Annotated in this window: 3 protein-coding genes (2 of these 3 running past the window's edge); all 3 read right to left on the reverse strand. The window is 69.3% G+C overall.

Annotated elements, in window-relative coordinates:
* Tightly spaced (each overlapping or abutting the next), the 3 genes in view from AC1PMG_RS10545 to AC1PMG_RS10555 form a layout consistent with a single transcriptional unit that may run on beyond the window.
* A protein-coding gene (locus AC1PMG_RS10545; RefSeq protein WP_481108845.1) for an amino acid adenylation domain-containing protein crosses the window boundary here: on the reverse strand, positions 1-560 show its start. It extends 15,730 nt beyond the left edge of the window; only the first 560 of its 16,290 coding nucleotides appear in the window; it begins with the start codon at positions 558-560; its stop codon lies beyond the left edge, outside the window.
* Positions 550-19,287 carry an amino acid adenylation domain-containing protein gene (locus tag AC1PMG_RS10550; RefSeq protein ID WP_481108846.1) on the reverse strand — a complete coding sequence of 6,246 codons (18,738 nt, stop codon included), beginning with the start codon at positions 19,285-19,287 and terminating at the stop codon, positions 550-552. The genes AC1PMG_RS10545 and AC1PMG_RS10550 overlap by 11 nt, the downstream gene beginning before the upstream one ends.
* Positions 19,284-21,003: the 3' portion of an SDR family NAD(P)-dependent oxidoreductase gene (locus AC1PMG_RS10555; RefSeq protein WP_481108847.1), read on the reverse strand. 21,578 nt of this gene lie beyond the right edge of the window; only the last 1,720 of its 23,298 coding nucleotides appear in the window; its start codon lies off the right edge, out of view; the stop codon is at positions 19,284-19,286. Before AC1PMG_RS10555 ends, AC1PMG_RS10550 begins: the two co-directional genes overlap by 4 nt.

Genomic DNA, 21,003 nt, shown 5'->3' on the forward strand with positions numbered 1-21,003 from the left:
ATCAGCACCGCGACGGAGTGGGTGTCGCAGATGATGTGATGAAGAGTGATCGACAACGACCATGCGAGAGCCGAGCGACGGAACAACGTGATCCGCCATGCGTGGTCGCGTGCGAGATCGAACGGCTTGGCAGCCTCGTCTTCCATGGCCTTCCGCAAGGCTTCTTCGCCTTCCGGGGCGTCGACCACACGAAGCGTCGGCGCGACAACGGCCGGGTCCACCATCTGCATCGGACGCCCGTTGTGCATGTCGAAGCGCGTGCGCAGGGTTTCGTGGCGCATGGCGAGTTCGGCCACTGCCATGGACAGCGCGCGAGGATCCAGCGGTCCATCGATTCGGAACGCCAGAGGCACGTGGTAGGCGGGGCTGTCCGGATCCAGTTCGGCGAGAAACCAAAGCGATTCCTGACCAAAGGAGAGCGGGCCGCTGGCATGGGTCGGATAACGGCGGGGAATGCGCTGCGGATCGCGGTCGCGTCCGAGCAGCAACGCCACCAGTTCGGCGCGCGTGGCGTCCAGCGATGCCAAGGGCGCCGACGCGCTCCCTTTCTTATGCTTCATGCGGTGATTGCCTCAGCCGGTTCAGTTCGCTGGCGACTTCCTCGTCGGACATGGCGAGTACCCGGGCAAGGACGGCGGCCGATGCCGGGTCGTGGACATCTTCCGTTTCCCGGGCCTCGTCGCGCAGGGCGCCGATCCGCTCGCACCAGTGGCCCAGCACGGGGGCGTCGAAAAGGCTCTGCAAAGGCACGTCGATGGCCAGCCGCTCGCGCACGCGCGCGAGCATCCGCATGGCGGACAACGAATGGCCGCCCAGGCTGAAAAAGTTGTCGCCCATGCCCACGCGATCGACGCGGAGGATCTCCGCCCATAACGCCGCCAGCCATCGCTCGTCGAGATTGCGCGGTGCTACGTACGCGTGCAGGCTCTGGTTGAAGTCGGGCGCGGGCAAAGCCTTGTAATCGACCTTGCCGTTGGGCGTCAGCGGCAGCGCATCGAGCCGGACGAGCGCCGAGGGAATCATGTATTCGGGCAACACGCCGGCCAGCGCGGCACGCAGGATTTCCGTATCCACGACATGGTCTTGCTCCTCCGGCGTGACGATGTACGCCGTAATGTAGCGCTCGCCGTCGTCCCTTGTGAAGGTCGAAGCGGCCGCCTGCGCGATGCCGTCGATGCCGCGCAGGGCCGCCTCGATCTCGCCGGGTTCGATGCGGAAGCCGCGCAGCTTCACCTGGGCGTCGATGCGGCCCAGGTACTGCACGCGGCCGTCGGCCAGGTACCGCACCAGGTCGCCGGTGCGATACATCCGCGTGCCCGCCGCGCCGAACGGATCGGGCACGAAGCGTTCCGCGCTCAGCCCCGGACGCCCCAGGTAGCCCTGCGCCAGGCCGTCGCCGGCGATGTACAGCTCGCCGCGCAGGCCACGGGCCACCGGAGCCAACGCCGCGTCCAGCACGTACAGCCGCGTGTTCGCGATCGGCCGGCCGATGCTCACCGCACGGTCCCCGTCCAGCGCCTCCACCGTCGACCACACCGTCGTCTCCGTCGGGCCGAACAGGTTCCACACCGGCCCACCCAGCGCGCACAGCGCGTCTTTCAGCCGCTCCCCCAGCGCCTCGCCCCCGCACAGCACCCGCATCCCTGTCCGGTTGCGCCACCCCGACTGCAGCAGCATCTGCCAGGTCGCCGGCGTCGCCTGCATCGCCGACGCCCCGCTCGACGCGATCAGCGCACCCAACCGCTGCGCGTCCCGCGCCTGCGCCGAGGTCGCGATCACGCTGCATCCGCCCACCACCAGCGGCAGGTACAGCTCCAGCCCGGCGATGTCGAAGCTGTACGTCGTCACCGCCAGCAGCCGTTCGCCCTCGGACAGCCCCGGCTGCCGCGCCATCGACTGCAGGAACTGGCCCAGCGCGCCGTGGCCGATCATCACGCCCTTGGGCTGTCCCGTGCTGCCGGAGGTATAGATCACGTACGCCAGGTCGTCCGCGCGCGTCTCCGGCGCCGCCGGCACCCCGCCTTCGCGCAACGGCCACGGCGCGTCCAGCGCCAGGGCCGGCACCTCGCCCAGCCATGCCTGCGCCGCCGCCTGCCCGCGCGACTGCGTCAGCACACAGGCCACCGCGCTGTCGCGCACCATGTACCCCAACCGCGCCGCCGGGTACTCCGGCGCCAACGGCACGTACGCCGCCCCCGCCTTCCATACCCCCAGCAGCGCCACCACCAGGTCCACCGAGCGCTCCATGCACACGCCCACCCGCGCACCCCGGCCGATGCCGCCGGCCCGCAGGTACGCCCCCAGCGCATCGCTGCGCGCCACCAGTTGCGCGTAGTCCAGCGTTTCGCCCTCGCACGCCACCGCCGTCGCCTCCGGCCGCCGCGCTGCCTGCGCGTCGATCAACGCATGCACCCCGCCGTTCGCGTACGCCACCGCCGTCGCGTTCCACGTGCCCAGCACCCGCTCCCGCTCGGCCGCGTCCATCAGCGGCACCGCCCCCAGCGGTCGATCCGGATCGGCCACCAGACCCGCCAGCACCTGCCGGTAATGGCCCAGCAGGTCCTCCATCCCCGCCGCGTCGTACAGCCGCTCGTCGTACTTCACCTTCAGCACGTACGCCCCGGCCACCTCCACCACCTCCAGCACGATCTCGTACTCGCCCTCCTGGTGCACCTGCCCCATGAACGAGCCGCCCAGCACCGCCGCCAGCCGGTCGGCCACGTCCGCGTGGCGCAGCACCGTGGCGTTCTGAAACTCGAACGCGGCCTGGAACACCGGCGTGCGACCCGGCGTCCGCGTCGCCCCCAACTCGCGCAGCAGCCGCGCGAACGGATACGCCGCGTGATCCAGCGCGTCCACCAGCCGCTCCTGCACTCCCGCCAGCCATGCCGCCACCGGCCGTGCCGCCACCGGCCGGCTGCGCAACGCCACCATGTTGACGAAATACCCCACCAGCCCGGCGAACCGCTCGTCCCACCGGCCTCGCGTGGATACCCCCACCACCACCTCGTCCTGCCCGGCCGTGCGCGTGAGCAGCCACTCATACGCCCCCAGGAACAGCGCCGCCGCATTCACCCCCTGCGCCGCGCAGAACGCGCGTAACCGCTCGCCCTGCGCCGCCGGCACCGTCGCCTGCACCGTGCGCCCGCGCACCGGCCCCGACGCCGGCCGCGGCCGGTCCGTCGGCAACTCCAGCACCGGCAGCGGACCGGCCAGCACCTCGCGCCAGTACGCCAGGTCCGCCGCCGCCGACCCGCCGGCCAGGTACACCCGCTCGGCCCGCACCACCTCCTCGTCCGTCGCCGGCAACGCCGGCGGCGTCCATCGCCGACCCGCCCGGTGCGCGTCGTAGGCCGCCAGCCAACGCTCCAGCAACAACGGCACCGACGCCCCGTCGAATACCAGGTGATGGATCACCAGCAGCAACAGCTCGCCCTCGGCCGACCCGGTCAGCCAGTACAGCGTCGCCAGCGGGCCCTGCGCCAGATCGATCGGCGCCTTCGCATAACCGCGCATCGCCTCATCCAGCGCCTCGGCCGACCAGTCCCGTGCGTCCACCACGACCGGCGCCGCCACCGCCTCGCCCGGCCGCCAGCGCGGCTCACCCTCCACCACGGCCACCACCGCGCCCAGCCGCGGCGTCGAGGCCACTACCGCCGCCCAGGACGCCGACAGCGCCTCCCCGTCCACCGCGCCCGCCAAACGGATCGCCAGCGGCACGTTGTACGCCGACGACGCCGGCTGCAGTTGCTGGTGTGTCCACAGACCGAGCTGGCCTTCCGTCAGCGCGAGGTCGTCCGGTACCGATGCGTCGTCGGCGGCTGCCGCCTGGTCGGGCTCCATGCTGGCGACAGGACGGGAAGCCATGCGGTCCCGCGCCAACGTCGCCAGTCGGCGAAGCGTGCGTGCGGTCAGCAGGTCGCGCCCCATGAGGCGGATGCCGAAGGCGTCATTCAACTCGCGCAGCAGGCGCATGCCCACGATCGAATCCACGCCGTACGTATGCCAAGGCCCGTCCCACGGCAGTTCGTCCGGGGTCAGGCCGAGCACGCGGTGCAAGAAGCGTTCGATCGTCCCGGCGATGTCGGTGGTTGCCGGCGTGCCGTCGGCGCGCCCGTCGGGCATTGCGTCGGTGATCCAGCAACGCCGGCGTTCGAACGGATACGTGGGCAGGGCCAGGCGCCGGAACGGGCCGGTGCCGCGCGAGGCCGACCAGTCCACCGGCCGGTGCCGCACCCAGGCCCAGGCCAGACGCTCGGCCGCGTCGCCTTCGCCCGGCGCCGCGTCCATCGACGATGCCGTTTGCGGATCGCCCTCGTGCCACGCCGCCGCGCCGTCGTCGGCCGACGCCAGGTAACGGCGCAACATCCCCACCAGTCCCGTCACGTCGCTCGCCACCATCGCCAGCCGCCAGTCCATCGCTTCGCGATGCTCTTGCAGCGTGTACGCCAGGTCGACCAGGTCGGTCCCCGCATCGGTCTGCAGCCAGTCGGCCAGCCCCGCCGCCACCGCACGCCGTCCCGACGCGGTGCGGCCGGACAGCACGATCACCTGCGGGCCCGGCACCCCCTCGCGACGCGGCGGCGCCACCGCCGCCGCCCGATATTCCTCCACCAGAAGGCTCGCGTTGGAGCCGCCGGCACCGAACGAATTGATCAGGGCAAGGCGCGGCATCTCGCGCCCTTGCCGGCGCGTGCGCGTCCACGCCTCGCGATGCCGCTGCAGATGCAGCCCCGTGCCGTCCAGTGACAGGTTCGGATTCGGCGGCTCGCTGCCGATCGTCGGCACCCGTTCGCCGTGCCTGAGCTGCAACAGCACCTTCGCCAGTTGCGAGAAACCCGAGGCCGCCTCCGCGTGACCCATGTTCGACTTCACCGAGCCGATCGCACAGGGCTGGCCTTCCATGGCCCGGGCGATGGATGCGACCTCAACGACGTCGCCCAGTGCCGAGCCGCTCGCCGCCGCCTCCACGTAACCGATGTCGCCGGGTGCCACCGCCGCGTGCCGCATCGCCTCGCGCATGACCTCCACCTGCGCATGCAGGTTGGGAACGCTGTAGGCCTGCGTGCCGCCGGCATGATTGACGGCCGAGCCGCGAACGACGCCCCAGATGGCGTCGCCGTCGCGTTCGGCCGTCCGCAAGGGCTTCAACAGCACCGCCCCCACGGTTTCCGCCGGCAGGTAACCGTCGCCATCGCCAAACGCACGCCGCTCCGCGCGGCTGCCCAGCAATTGCGACTGGCTCAACGCCACGAACTTGTGCCCATCGAGCGACAGGTTCACCGCGCCGGCGATGGCCATCGCCACGTCGCCGCGGCGCAGGTCAGCGCAGGCCTGGTGCAGCGCCACCGTGAACGACGAGCACATCGTGTCCACCGCCACGCTCGGCCCGTTCAAACCGAAGTAATGCGACACCCGGTTGGCCACGGCGCTTTGCAGCGACTGCGATACCGCGCCGGCTCCCTGGCGCAATCCGTCGTAGCGGTTGTACATCGAACCGACATAGATGCCCACCTTGCCGCCGAACCGCGCGGCCAGGCCGTCACGCGTATATCCACATCCCTCGAGCAGATTCCAGACGGTTTCCAGGAACAGGCGCTGCTGCGGATCGGTCAGCTCCGCCTCGCGCGGCGACATGCCGAAAAACAGCGGATCGAACGCCTCCACCCCCTCGATGAAGCCGCCCCACTTGCCGTAGGTCTTGCCAGGCTGACCCTTGCGCGGGTCGAAATACCGCGCGACGTCCCAGCGTTCGGCCGGCACCTCTTCCACGCAGTCGGCACCCGCGCGCAGTTTTTCCCAGAACTCTTCAAGGTTCGCCGCCTGCGGGAAGCGGCCTTCAAGGCCGACGATGGCGATGCGGCTGCCGAGATCGGATCCTTCCTCGACCGACGCACGCGCGGCCGCCGGCGCGAAGCCGCTCGCGCGAGGAACGGCGAGGGAAGGCTCCGGTGCATCTTCCGGGGCAACCCAGCGATGCAGCGCGTCGGAGTGGGCCTCGACGAAGTAGGCATGCAAAGCGTCCAGGGTCGGGTATTCGAAGAACAGCGTCTTCGGCAAGGGGCCGAAGATTTTTTCCAGTTCCGCGGTCAACTGCATGACGAGGATGGAGTCGACGCCATAGCGCGAGAACGGCGCTCTTGCGTCGATCTGCGCGGGCGCGATCTTGAGTTGGGTGGCCACCACCTCTCGCAGCCGATCCACGGCCCGGTGCCGCGACGCGTCGCGAGAGGTCATCGCGACAGGCGGCAGAAGCCCCGTGGTCGCGAGCGCGGCGGGGGACGTCGACGCATCGAGCCCCTGTCTGCGGCGCACGTGCACGTGCGGCGCATCGCAAGCGAGAGCCGCGCGGAATGCCGCCAGGCCATCCGGGGTTGTCAACGCGAGCCGTCCGCTCGCGCGCAGCATTTCGTCGACCAGCGCCGGCAGGCGCATGCCCCCCTCTTCCCACTGGGGCCAACCGATAGATACGGTGCGACCATGGCGCTCACCCCTGCTCACGCGCGTCTGCCGGTCCGCCGCATAGGCGTCGAGGAATCCGTTCGCCGCCGCGTAATCACCCTGACCGACGTTGCCGGACGTGCCGGTCACCGACGAAAACACCACGAAGAAGTCGAGCGCCCGTGCCCCGATTGCCCGATCCAGCTGGACGACGCCATGTACCTTCGCCCGAAGCACTGCAAGGTAATCGTCCCTGCGCTTCGCCAGCAGGAACCCATCCCGCAGCACGCCGGCAGCATGAATCAAGCCGTCCAGCGCGCCATGTGACCGTTCGATCTCGTTCACCAGTCGCGTGACGTCGTCCGGATCCGCACAATCGGCCCGACGGTGATCGACGACATGCCCCGCGTTCGTCCATGCGAGCAACTGGGCCGCGGTTTCGCCATCGGGTTCGCCGCGTCCGGCCAGTACCACGTGCGCGCGCGGAGCATGGTCGAGAATATCGCGGGCGAACAGCATCCCGAGGCGGCCGAGTCCGCCCGTGACGAGGTACACCCCCCCGGCCTTGTAGGGCGACGCACCTGTCAGCGCTGGCAATTCCGCCAGCGACGCGCTTTCTCGCGACGCGCCCCGATATCGGATCTCCTCATCGGAAGTCGCGGCCGTTTCCCGCAGGGCCTCCAGCCACCGCTCGACGCCGGCCGACGTGTCGAGCGAGATGAGTTGTCCGCGCAGCAGTGGGTTCTCCAGTCGCGCAGAACGAAGCAGCCCGACGATGCCCGACGACAAGGCGTCTTCCGGCGCGTCGCCAATGACGACCTGCACGAGCGCGCGTTCGCGCACGCGTCCTTCCAGCAGCCCTCGCACGTGTTCGATGACGTGCCAGCCGAGGTGTTCGTAACGGTTCGCTGCGTTGCAGCCCTCCGGTTCGGCCACCCTTGCGGATTCGCAGCGCGTACGTGGGTCATCCGGCAGACGCCGCGCGAGCTCACCCCATGCCGCCTTGTCGCCGGCGTGGCTGCACAGCAACACGAGACGGACCTCTCCGTCGTGGCTATGGGAAAGCACCGGTGCGTCGCGCCAGCGACGCGTTGAAAGGACCGTTGTCGGCACGCCGTTCCCCAGTCCCGCGCCTGGTGGCAACCGCCGGGCGCTCAGGCCCGAAAGCCGAACGCGCACTCGTCCCCGGGCATCGCACAGCCGCACGTCCAGCCGTCGAAGGTTCGCATCACTTTCCGTCGCCTGGGTGAGCACCGCGAAGGCGATGTCTCCCGCCGCCGTGTCGATGCTCACGCCTGCGAGGGCATGCGGCACCCAGGGCGTGCCGTCGCCCGTGGACGGATCAAGCACCGCCGCGGCATGCAGCGCGCTGTCGAGCAGCGACGGATGCAGCGCGTGGGACCCCGGTGTCGCCGCGATCGCAGGCAGGACGAGGTGAGCGACCACATAGCGGTCGCCGTTCGCGTCCACCCCGGAGAACGCGGCGCGAAGGCCACGGTAATAGGGGCCGTACTCGATGCCGTCGCGGGCCAGCCGCGCATGGCACGCTGCTACGTCGATGAGGCGATCCCGACCGACCTCCCATTCGACCATGTCCAGCTGTTCCGCCAGCGCGGTGCCGTCCCAGCCGCCGTAGCCCTGTGCGTGTACGCGGCGCAGGCCTGGCGACGGCTCGGTGTAGATCTCGAAGCCGATGTCGTCGCCTGCCGGCGGATGGACGTCCACGTGCAGGGTGACCGGGCCGTCGGCCACCAGCGGCGACACCCACGCCACGTGGCGCAGCGATACGCGCTCGGCGGCACTCCCGTCGCCCGCGCCCCATGCGATGGCCGCGCAGGCCACGTCGAGATACGCCATGGCGGGCATCACGGCACGTCCATGCACCCGGTGGTCGGCCAGTACGTGCTCACCGCCGCTGAAGCGCGTGGTGAAGCGAAGGCCCGCGTGGGTGGACGTGTTTTCGTGCAACCACGGATGCAGGTGCGAAGCGCCCATCGCCGGAGTCGCCGCGCCGGAGAGGAAACTGGAAGCGTCGATCCAGCAGCGCATCCTGGCGAACGGATAGGTTGGCAACGGGATGCGCGGAGGACGCGCACTGTCGTACAGGCCGCTCCAGTCCACCGCCACGCCCTTCACCCACAGCGCCAGCAGCTTGTCGTACTTGCCGCGCGCCATCCATCGGGCGATGGCGTCGCGCATGTCGTCGTCGAACGCAAGCAGTTCGTCGAGGCCCTGTGTTCCCGTGGACTCGCCGGCATGGATCTCTTCGTCGCGCGTGTCGCCATCGACGAACGCGGCCAGTTTGCGGGCCATCTCGTCGATCGTGGTCGCGGTGAAGGCGAGCCGGCACGCCATCGCCTCACGTCCCACCTGCAACGTGTAGGCGATCGATGCGAGTTGCGTGTCGCGGTACCGCTTCGCCACGATCGCTGCACGCAGCAGGCGCGCGCGGTCGCGCAAGGCGTCGGAGGTTTTCGCCGAGAGCACCACCAGCACGGGAAGGCTAGCCGCGATGGCGGTCGACGCCGTCGCTTCGTCAGCCATGTACTCCTGGACGACGAGATGCGCGTTCGCACCGCCAGCGCCGAACGACGAGATGCCGGCGATACGCGGATACCCGCGACGCTCGCCGTCGACGTCCACCTCTGGCCGCAGCCAGGGACCCAGGCGATGCTGCACGACGAACGGGCCGGTGGCGAAATCGATCTGCGGATTCGCCGGTTCGGCGTGAAGCGTCGGCGCGAGCTGTGCGTGGCGCATCTGCAGCAGTACCTTGGTGAGCGCCGCGATCCCCGCCGCACTCTCGGTGTGCCCGATGTTGCTCTTCACCGAGCCGATCGCGCAATACTGCCGGTCGTCGGTGCCCTCGCGGAACGCGGATGTCAGCGCTGCCACCTCGATCGGATCGCCCAGTCGCGTGCCGGTGCCGTGTGCCTCGATATAACTGACCGTGCGCGGATGCACCCCCGCGCGACGCAGCGCATTGGATACCACGGCGGCCTGAGCCACGGGGTTGGGCACGGTGTAGCCATGCGTGCGTCCACCCGCGTTGAGGCTGCTCGCCCGGATGATCCCGTGGATATGATCGCCGTCGCGAACCGCCTCTTCCAGAAGCTTGAGAACCACCGCACCCACGCCCTCCCCATCGACGAAACCGTCCGCGCCGTCGCCGAACGCACGCACGCGATCGCCACCGCTGAGCATGGTCATCGCCGAGAGGGCCTGCAGGTGCACGGGCTCGACGATCAGGTTCACTCCGCCGGCGATCGCCCGGTCGCACGAGCCGTTGCGCAGCGCTTCCACGGCGAGGTGGATCGCGGTCAGCGACGACGAGCACGCCGTGTCCACCGCCATGGAGGGACCATGGAAGTCGAACAGGTAAGACACGCGGTTCGCCACGGACCAGTTGTTGGCGACCCGAAGATACGTGCTGTTCATCACACCCACGTACACGCCGACCTTCTTCGTCGAGCTGAGGTTGCCGGGCGTATAACCGGCGTCCTCGATGCTCGCATAGGCCTGTTCGAGGAACAGGCGCTGTTGCGGATCCATGTGCTCGGCTTGGCGGGGCGACAGCTCGAAGAACAATGGATCGAACAGGTCGATTCCGTCGAGGAAGCCACCCCATTTCGTGTAGATGGAGCCCATCACGCCCTTGCGTTCGTCGTAATAGGCGTTCCAGTCCCAACGTTCGGCGGGAATCTCGCCGATGCCGCTCCGTCCCGTCGCCAGTTGCTCCCAGAACGCGTCGACGTCGGCTGCGCCGGGATAACGACCGCTCAGACCGATGATGGCCACGTCGGCGGACACCGCCACCGAGCCACGCGACGGGCGCCGGCCACGCATGCCGGCCCGGACCGGGGGCGCCGCGTGCGTGTGAACCGCGACCGGCCGCGATGTCGCGTCCATGGCGGCGGGCGACTCGTCATCGCCGACCCAGCGCAAGACCTGCTCGCGCCGCTCCCGCAACAGGTGATCGACCAGCGTGGCGACGGTGCGGTGCTCGAAGAACAGCGTCGTGCGCAGATCGACAAAGACCTCGTTCATCGCAGCGCAGATGCGTACGACGAGGATGGAATCGATGCCGTATTTCTCCATCGGTTCGCTGGCCGCGACGCGGGACAAGGGCAGCTCCAACGTCGTGGCGACGAGCTTGCGCAAAGCCAGGATGGCGCGATCGCGCAGGAGCGACGGACTGCCTGGCGCGGCTGGCGTCGAAGGGAACGCATCGCCCGGGTGGGCCGCCGCGGGGGGCGGCGGCAGCATGCGGCGGACGGCCTCGCGCACCAAACCGTCGCTGCGCGCCAGCACCACCTGCTGGCCCAGCGCGTGCCATGGCGAAGCGGGAAACCGGATCGCTTCGAAACCCTCGTTTTCCAGCACGCGGGTCCAGCCCGAAGGAGACAGGCCGGGCGAATCAGGGAGGCGTACGGCCGGATCCTCACAGCGCCACCAGCCTTCGAGCAGCCCGAAGCCTAGATGGCCGAACAGGCTCGAGGTGCTCACCTCGTTCAGCAGCAGTGCGCCGCCCTCTCGCAGCGTCGCCTTCGCATGGCGGATCGTGCGGCGTATGTCGCTGGTGGCATGCAACACGTTGGCCGCGATCACGATGTCGAAGCTACCCGTCGGCACGCCCTGCTCCGCCGGGGGGCGTTCGACGTCGAACAGCCGGCGCGTCAGGTACGGCGCCGCGTCTTCATATTGTCGGGCGTGCAGGAGGAAGGCATGGGACACGTCGGTATAGCAGTACTCGGCGACGTGCCGCGCATGGGGCGCCAGGGCGGCGAACACGCCTGCGCTGGTACCGCCGGTACCCGCGCCGATCTCCAGGATGCGCAGCCGGGCTTCCGGATCGGTCCGTCGACGCGCCTCGACCAGCGACAGCAGCGACGCGACGAGGACCGCGTTGAAATGATCCGCCACCGGATGATTTCGGTAGATCCCGGCGACGAGATCGAGGGAGGACTGCGGAAAGAGCACCTCGGTGGCGGATCGTTCGCCCGCGAACACCTCCGGTAACGCGACGAGGATCGCCTCGGCCAACCTCGCATGCGCCCGCGTGTGCGAATGTGCCAGCCACCCCGGCAGGCTCGACCGCCATGCCCGTTCGACATCGTCGGCGACGAGGCCGGCGACGGCACGCGGTTCGCCGGACGCGATGTCGAGCAGCCCGCGTTCGAGCAGCATGCGCGTCGTGGCGTTGAGCCACCGGCGCAGCGTCGGACCGTCGGCCTTGCCGCCTGCGGCGATCGACAGGCCCGGCGCCATGCCGACCTGGACCGCCAGCCGATCGGCGATGCGGTCTTCCATATCGCGCAGCGCGTCGGTGACCTCGTCCCAGCCTTCCGGCACCGCAGGGGACACGATCGCCGGTTCGCCGCCCGTGTCGAAGACGCTTCCTGGCGATGCCGCGACGAGCCGGTCCGCATCGCGCAAAGAAGCGTCGCGCAGGGACGCATGCGCCCTGACGTAAGCCACTCGCGGCACCGACGAACGCAGGATGGCGTCAAGCGCCGCCATGCCGTCTTCGGGTTCGATCGAGGCAATGCCCTGGTCCGCCAGGCGTTCACGGTAGGCGGCGGAGGCGACGACGCCGACGCTGCCCCAGTAGCCCCAGTCGACGATCCTGACGGGCGTGCCGGTGCGTGCGCCGAGGTTCGCGGCGAAGGCGTCGGCGAACGCGCAGGCTGCGGCGTAGTTACCCTGCCCCGGGCTGCGCGAGAACGCCTGCACCGAAGAGAAGAACGCGATGAAGCCAGGCCGCTGCCGTTCGCATGCCATGGCCAGCGCGAGGCAGCTGTCGGCCTTGGCGCGAAATACGTCGAGGAAGGTAGATTCGTCCATCTCGGCCAGGCTGCGGTCCGAGAGCACGACGGCGGCATGGATGACGCCGTCGATGCGGCCGTGCAGGCGGCCGATGTCCTGCCATGCCGCGGCCAGGGCATCGGCGTCGCCCGCGTCGGCCTGCACGTAGTCGGGTCTCGGCCCGAACCTCGCCAATGCGTCGCGACGGGCTTCGATGGCCGCGTCCGGTGCACGCCGACCGATCCACACCACGCGGGCGCGGTGCCCCGAAACCAGGTGCTTCGTGAGTACCTCGCCCAGGCCGCCCGCACCGCCGATGATCACGTAGATGCCGCCCTCGCGCCACGGTGCGGGGCCCTTCGCCGGGATCTCGGAATGCAGCAGCGAGAGACGATGCCATTCGCCGGTGCGATAAGCCCACGCGTCGCCGGAAGGCATCGGCGGCAAGCGCAGGATGTCGTCCAGCGGCGCGGCGCCATCCGGTGGCAGATCTACCAGCCGCACACGCCAGTGCGGATATTCCTTGGCCATCGAGCCGACCAGTCCATGCAGCGCGGCGTGGACGGGCACCGCGGCTTCGCCGGCCCGTACGGCCTGCGCACCGGCGGTGACGATCGTCCACGTCAGCGGTCGGCCGCCCAGGCCCTTCGCAAGTACCGCCTTGATGAGCCGAAGGGCTCCCAGCAACGCCGATGCCGGCGCCTCATCCTCGACGGGAGACGGCGCGACCCAGACGATGTGCTCCACCCCGGTGGCCGCGAGGGCGTCGCTCCAGCGCCCGTCCCATATCGCGTCGCCGGGGAGCGATACCGCGGAGGGAAAGCGGTTCTCGACGTCGCGTCCCCGCATCGATTCCGCACCCACCACCATCACGGCGTCGCCCGGAGCCGGTGACGGATCGGCGAGCCAATCGGGCACCGCGGCGTCCCAGCGCGGCACCAGCATGAGCCCTGCCTCGGTATCGTCCGCCGTCGTTTCCACGGCAACGGACGGCTCCGGCTGGCCCTCGAGCACACGACTGGCGAAGCCGCGCAGTCGCACGTGCACCCGTCCCGTGTCGTCACAGATGTCGAGGTCGTACTTGCGCAGTTCGCTGGCCGCCGTGCCGTGCTGCACGTGGACATGCGCCCAGGCTTCGGCTGGCAATGGCGCAAACATCTCCATGTCGTCGATGGCGAACGGCAGGTGCGGTCGTGTGTCGACAGGCTCGTCGGGCGACGCCATCGCGTCCAGGACCAGGCCCAGCGTCGATTGCAGCGCGCCGTCGAACAGGCTCGGGTGCAGGTCGTAAACCGGCGCGGTATCCGCGAACGCCTGCGGCAATCGAAGACGGGAGAGCACATAGCGATCGGCGTTTGGGCTGGTGCCCGCGTGCAGCTCGGCAACGACGCGATGCGAGGGACCGTAGTGGATGCCCATCGCGGCGAACTGGCCGTAGAGGTCGGCTGCGTCGACGCGCCGGTCGCAACGCCGATGAAGCTCCGTCAGATCGAGCACCGGGGCCGCACGACCGTCCGTTCCGGCCGTAGGCACGACGCGGCCGGTGCCGTGCAAGATCTTTCCGCCCGTCGCCTCCGACTGGAATACCTCGTAGTCGCACCCGCCGTCGTCGAGCGGATCGAGCGTGACGTGCACCGTTGCCGGCGCCGTCACGGCAAGGGGCCGCAGCCAGACCACGTTGCGCAAGGCCAGCGTGGTGGACACGTCGGCCTCCACGTCGCGCGATTCGCGTAGCGCCACGCGTACCATTTCCAGGTAAGCCACGCCAGGCAACACCGGTGTGCCGCCCACAACGTGGTCGCGAAGGAAGTGCTCGCCGCCGGTGAACCGCGACGTGAAACGCTGGCCGCCGAGGGTGGACGTGTTGCGCTGGACCAGCGGATGCAATGCCTGCGGCGCGTTCGCGACGTCGGGACCGGTCGTCGTCACCTGGGACGTCGCGGGCCAGAACCGGTCTTCCCGGAAGGGATAGGACGGCAAGGACACGCGCCGCGACCGGCCACCCGGCAGCGAAGCGCGCCAGTCCACCGCCTCGCCACGGACCCAGTGCGAGGCGAGCGCGGCGCGCTCCTCCCGGGTTTGCGCGACATGGGCTGCGACCGTGCCGGCGCGGGACGCCGGCGTGTCGTCGGCGACCTCGCCCTCCCAGGCATTGCCTGGGGGCAGTGTACCGCCGGCGTAGAGGGCGAGCGCGGCTTCCAGCGAGGCGAGGTCGTCGACCACCATCGCGAAGCGGCATGACATCGCCACGCGCCCCACCTGCAGCGTGAAGGCGATGTCCGCGAGGGACACGTGCACGTCGTCGCGCTTGCGCCGGCGCAACCACTCCAGCAGCCGCGTGGCCGCGCTGCGCACCTGCGCGCGCTCCCTGGCGGAAAGGATCACCACGTAGGGGCCGGCCTCCGCCGACGCGGCGGGCATGGCGTCGTATGCCTCGAAGACGGCATGCGCGTTCGTGCCGCCGATCCCGAGTGAATTCAGCGCGGCGCGGCGCAGCGTGCTCCCCGCCGGCCAGGCTCGATGGCCGTCGACCACGTGGAACGGCGAGTCATCGAGGTTGAGACGCGGATTGGGTTCGCGATAGTTGAGGCTGGCGGGCAGTTGCCCACGGCTGAGGCTGAGCGCCACCTTGATGCAGCCGGCCAGTCCCGCGGCGGCATCCAGGTGACCGACGTTGGTCTTCACCGAGCCGATGCCGCAGAACCCCACCTTGGAGGTGAAGCGGCGGTAGGCCGACGTCAGCGCGGCCACTTCGACCGGGTCGCCCAGTGTGGTCCCGGTGCCGTGAGCCTCGACGTAGCTGATGCTTTCCGGGTGTATGCCGGTCGACGTCAGCAATCCGTGGATCAGCTTTTCCTGGCCATCGACGCTCGGCGCATAGAACCCGACCTTCTGCGCCCCGTCATTGTTAATGGCGATGCCGCGCAGCAGCGTATAGATGTGATCGCCGTCCGCGATGGCCAAATCTGCGCGCTTGAGCAACAGCGCGGCTACGCCCTCGCCTCCCACCATGCCGTCCGCCGTGGCGTCGAACGTGCGCACGCGGCCGTCACGGGAGAAGTTCAAGCCCTCCTGGTGCATGTAACCGCGGATCGTCGTGCCACCCAACGTCGCGGCGCCGACCAGCGCGTGCCTTGCATCGCCGGCCAGGATGCTGCGGAACGCGGTGTGCATCGCCACCAGCGACGATGAGCAGTTCGAATGCACCGACAGGCTCGGACCGGTCAGGCCGAGCCGGTGGGAAATCATCGTCGGAATGGTGCCGCTTTGCGACATCAGCCAGGACACGTACTGCGCGGCATCGCTCACGATGCCGTCGGAAGCCGGCATCCCCGCGGCCAGAAGCCCCGCGTAGTCGCTATGGCTGCTGGCCGTGAAGACGCCGGTATCGGGAATATCGGCGGGTACATAACCCGCGTCTTCGACCGCGCTCCACGCGTGCTGGAGAAGCAGGCGCAACTGCGGATCCATGCGGTACGCATCGTGCGGGGCGACGCGGAAGAACTCGGCGTCGAAGCAATCCTTGCCTTCGATGTTACCCCATGCCGCAACGTATCCCCTCGCCGTACGCGCACCGGCGGCGTCCGGCGCCGGCCCCGCATCCAGGCTCTCCACGCCACCAAGCAGGTTTTCCCAGAACGCTTCGTGGTCCGTGGCGCCGGGAAAACGGCACGACATGCCAATGATCGCGACGCAGTCGGCGATGTCGGACTGCGGCGGCGGCAATGCGGCGGGAGCCGGCGTCCCGGCGACGGGCACGTCGTTGGGGCGCCGCACAGGAGGCACGGCGTCGGTCGGCTGCGGCGCACGCGTGGCCTTCGCCGATACGTCCCCGGCCAGGCGACGGATCGAGCCCAGGCGGAACACGTCGATCACCGGCACGTCGCAACCGAAGCGAACGGCGATCTGTTCCACGAGCATCATCGCCGAGACCGAGTCGCCGCCCACGTCGAAGAATCCGTCGTCGTCGCCGAACTGAGAGGTGCCCAGCACGTCGCGCCACGCCTCGCGGATCGACGCCATGGCATCCTCGATGCCGACATCGCCCGGAATGGGCGAGCCCGGCGAGCGATCGTCCGCCGCCGATCGTTCGGCCATCTGCGCCAGTCGTTTGCGGTCGACCTTGCGATTGGGCGTGAGCGGCAACGCGTCCACGTCGATGAACCGCGCCGGCACCATGTACGACGCGAGCATCTGCCGCAGGTGATCGCGTAACGACGTCGCATCGGCCGGGGGAGCACCCGCCACCGGCACGTGGAACGCGACGAGTTGCCGCATCCCGCGATGGGCCGCGACGAGTACCGCGCACTCCGCTACCCCGGGGTGGGCCGCGAGCACGGCTTCGATCTCTCCCAGTTCGATGCGATAGCCACGCACCTTGGTCTGCGTATCGCGACGGCCGAGGTACTCCAGCCACCCGTCCGCGCGCCAGCGCGCGAGGTCGCCGGTACGGTAGACGAAGCCACCCGGTGCCAGCGGATGGGCCACGAACTTGTCCGCCGACAGCGCCGCCTGATTCAGGTAACCCCGCGCCAGACCGTCGCCCCCGATGCACAGCTCGCCGGGAACCAGGACCGGAACCAGTTTCATCTCCTCGTCGAGCACGAAAAGCTGTGTGTTGGCGATGCCCGCGCCGATCGAGCCCTTGCGCCGGGCATCGACCTTTTCCACGGTGGACCACACGGTCGTCTCCGTGGGTCCGTACAGGTTCCACGCATCCCAGCCGTTGACGGTGAACGTCTCCCACAACGCATCCGGCAGGGCTTCGCCGCCGCACAGGATCTTCATTCCCGACGGATTGCGCCAGCCCGCCTGCAGGAGCATTTGCCACGTCACAGGCGTGGCCTGCATGACGGTCGGCGCCATTTCGTCGATCCGGCGCAAAAGCGCCGCGCCGTCCTGCACGTCGGTGGCCGGGCAAATCTCGCAGCGCGCACCGACGACGAGCGGCAGGAACAGTTCCAGCGCGGCGATATCGAAGCTGCACGTCGTCACCGCGAGCATCCGGTCGTCGGCGCGCATGCCCGGTTTCTCGCGCATCGACCAGAGGAAATTGACCAGCGAACGGTGGGAAACGGCCACACCCTTGGGCCGCCCCGTGCTGCCTGAGGTGTAGATCACGTAGGCCAGGTGGTCCGGCGAGAACTCCGGCGTGACGGCGGGCCCTCTCGCGGCTTCGGCCGCGCGCGACCCGATGTCGAGGCAGATGGCCGTCGCATCGGCGGGAATCAGGTCCGATGCCAGTGCCAGCAGGCGAGTCTGGGTCACCACCAGGCGCGTTCCGCAGTCCTCCACGATGTAGCGCAGGCGCTCGGGAGGATACGCGGGGTCCAGCGGCACGTAGGCCGCGCCGGTGCGAAGCACCGCGAGGAGCGCGACTGTGGTGTCGAGCGACCGCTCCACGCAGACACCGACGAGGCTTCCCACCTGCGCCCCATGCGCGGCGAGCTGGCGGGTGAGCGCATCGACGCGGTCTTCGAGTTGCGCGTAGCTCAGCGTTGCACCGTCATATCCCAGCGCGACGGTGTCCGGCGTCCGCCGGGCCTGCGCCGCGACCAGCGTGTCGACCCGCTCCGCGCGGGGATAATCGGCGGACGTGTCGTTCCAGTCATTCAGCAGGCGTCGTTGCTCGGTCGCGGGAAGCACCGAATAGCTACCTAGCACCGCGTCCGGATAGTCGACCACCTGCTCGAGCAGGTGCATGTAGGCGGCGACGAACCGTTCGGCGGTCGAGTCGTCGAAGAGGTTGCCGTCGTACTTGAGGTTGACGTGGAACTGGCCACTACTTTCCAGGATCTCGCAGACCAGTTCGTAGTACCCCTCCTGGTGCGGTCCCTGGACCGGTTCGATGTGGAGCGTGCGTTCGAAACGGCGGGTCAGGCGCTGCACATTCGCCATGCCGCCGCTCTCGTATTCGTAGGCGACCTGGAACACGGGCGTGCGCTCGAGGTCGCGCGAAAGGTCGAGGTCGCGCACCAGACGCGCGAAGGGATAGGCCGCGTGGCGGGAACCTTCGAGCAGCGATTCCTGGATCTGCCGCGCCCAGCGGGTGAAGCCCTGGGCCGGGTCGATCCGCGAGCGCAGCGCGATCGGATTGGTGAACAGTCCGACGACGGACTCGAAGCGCGGCTCCGGCCGTCCGAACGTCGGCACGCCTACGATCAGGTCCACTTCGCCCGTGTAGCGGTGCAGCAGGAGCTTGTAGACGGCCAGGAAGATCACGCTGGGGTTCACTTTCAGCGTGCCGCTCACCCTGTGGACGCGGCTGGCCAGGGCCTCGGACACCGCCTGTGCGTGCGTCCGTCCCGCCATGCTCGTGCGCGTGGCGCGGCTGCGGTCGGCAGGTATCTCTAGCCGAGGCAACGGTCCGTCCAGCCGGCGCAACCAGTACGCCTTGTCGGCGGCACCCCGGTCGCCGGAGAGGTAGGCCTGCTCCCAGGCCACGAAATCGGCGAATGAACCGTCCGGCGCCTGCGCCATGGGCACGCCGCGGCACAGCGCATCGTAAGTATCGAGCAGGTGTCCGACCAGCGGCTCGACCGATCCTCCATCGAAGACGATGTGGTGGGCGACCAGCAGTACGACGTGGTCGCGGCTGTCGCGCGACAGCAAGTGCAGCGATGCGAGTGGGCCGTCCTGGAGGGAGATGGTCCGTTTCGCCACCGCGAGCAGGTGCTGCTCAATGTGCGATTCGGTCCATGCGGATACATCGAGGCGTTCGAACGGCAGCTCCCTCGGCGGCGCGATGCGCTGGACCAGCGTGCCGTCGTGCGTGCGCATGGTGACGCGCAACAGGGGGTGATCCTGGAGCGTCAACGTCCACGCGACGCGGAACATCTCCACGTCGAGGGGATCGCGGATGCGGAAAGCCAGCGGCACGTTGTATCCGCCGTTGGCGCTTCGCTCGAGCATCCACAGACCACGCTGTCCCTCCGTCAGGGGCAGCGTGGTCACCGCGTTCAGCGCGGCGATCCGCTGGAGCAGCGTTTCCGTACCGAACGCGCCGCGTTTGTAGGCGAGCAACAGTTCCCGTCGGCTCATCGCGGCAGTCCTTCGTCGAGCAGTGCTTCAATGGCATCCATGTCCAGTTGACCACCCCGGAAGTGTTCAAGGGCTTCCTTGATCGGCACCGCCGCAAGGTCGTTTCGCGTGGCGACCACGTGGGACACGTGCGCGGCAAGCGCGCGGACGCTGTTATGTTCGAGCAACACACCCGCATCGAGCGACACCGGAAAGGCGCGTTCCATCTCCTGCACCAGGCGTCGCGAGACGATGGAATCGACGCCGTACTCGCCCAGCGGCGCATCCGGATCGATGTCCCCCGTGGCCACGCCGGTGAGGCGCGACAGCGCGGCCAGGGCGGCCTCCTCGAAGGCGTCGGCCGACGCAGGCAATGGGGCCGGAGGGATATCCGCTGCCGGCGAAGCCTGTCCGTCTTCCGGCGAATGGCGCAGCCAGCCGTCGCTCAAAGCGGAAATGACCTGCTGGCGGTGTCCCGGCAACGCATCCACGTGGACGTCGGTGAAACCTTCCGCCTGCAGCACGCCTGCCCAGCGATCGGCGGAGAGCGCTGGAGTACCGGACAGGCGCACCCCATCGTCGGCATGGCGCCACCACCCTTCGAGCAATCCGAAGGTCAGTTGTTCGAACAGCCCCGCGTCGCCGATCTCGTTCAGCAGCAGCAGGCCGTGGCGCCCGAGCAAGGCTTTCGCGTGGCGCACGGCGCGGCGCACGTCCGACGTGGCGTGCATCACGTTCGCGGCGATGACAACGTCGTAGGCGCCGACGGCCACGCCCTGGGTCACCGGCGGGCGCTCAACGTCGAAACGCAGGAAACGCATGTACGAACGGTTCGAGCCATGGTGATCGCGACCGTGCCGCAGGAACGCGCCCGAGAGGTCGGTGTAATCGTATGTTTCCACGGCCGGCGCATGCCGATCGATCAGCTCGAGCACGGCGCCGCTGGTGCCGCCGGTACCGGCACCGATCTCGAGCAAGCGCAGACGGGCATCCGGATCCGCCTCCCGCCTCGCCTCGATCCAGTCAGCCAGCCGCGCGACGAGCAACGCATTGAAATGGTCCGCGACCGCGTTCCGCGCGTAGACGGGCGCTACGCGCGACATGGAACCGTCGGGGAATAGGAGGTCGGTGGCGGCACGGCGTCCCGACAGCACATCGGGCAAGCCGCGCAGCGTGTATTCCGCGAGCTCGGCCTGCACGCTCGCGGAGGGCAGTTCACGCCATGCCTGCCGTTCCGCCTGCCAGCGCGCCCATACCACGGCAGCGTCCTCACGCGCCGTTTCCGACAGGGCGTACCCGTCCGCCTCCGCGCGGAGCACCCCGTGCCGCGCCAGCAGGTCGAGGCTACGCGCGAGCCAGCGCGCATGGTGCGGTGCCCAGACGTGCTCCGCCTGCCAACGCCGGATCGCGGCGCTTTCGAGGCGCTCGTCTTCCATTTTCCATAGGCCCGCCTCGCGCAATTGAACACCGAGCAGCACCGCCTGCGACCGCTCAAGCTCCACGGGATCGGCAGGCGGCGGCGTGGCGGCCTCGGCGCGCGCGGTCGCTGGCGGAAGCGACGGCAGGCCCGGCGGCAGGCGCTCGATCCGGTCGTCGCCAACGAGATCGCCCAGCGCACCCGGACGCGTCGTTCGTACGAAAGCGAGCTGCCCCGCATCATCGGCCATGGCCGCTTCGAGTGCGGCCATGCCCTCGATCGGTTCGATGGAGCCGATGCCCAGCGCGGCCATCGCGTCA

This window comes from Xanthomonas sp. NCPPB 2250 (assembly GCF_056725265.1).

Coding starts and splice junctions, on each gene's coding strand:
- AC1PMG_RS10550 (WP_481108846.1), bottom strand. CDS start 19,287: ATGAGCCGACGGGAACTGTTGCTCGCCTACAAACGCGGCGCGTTCGGT.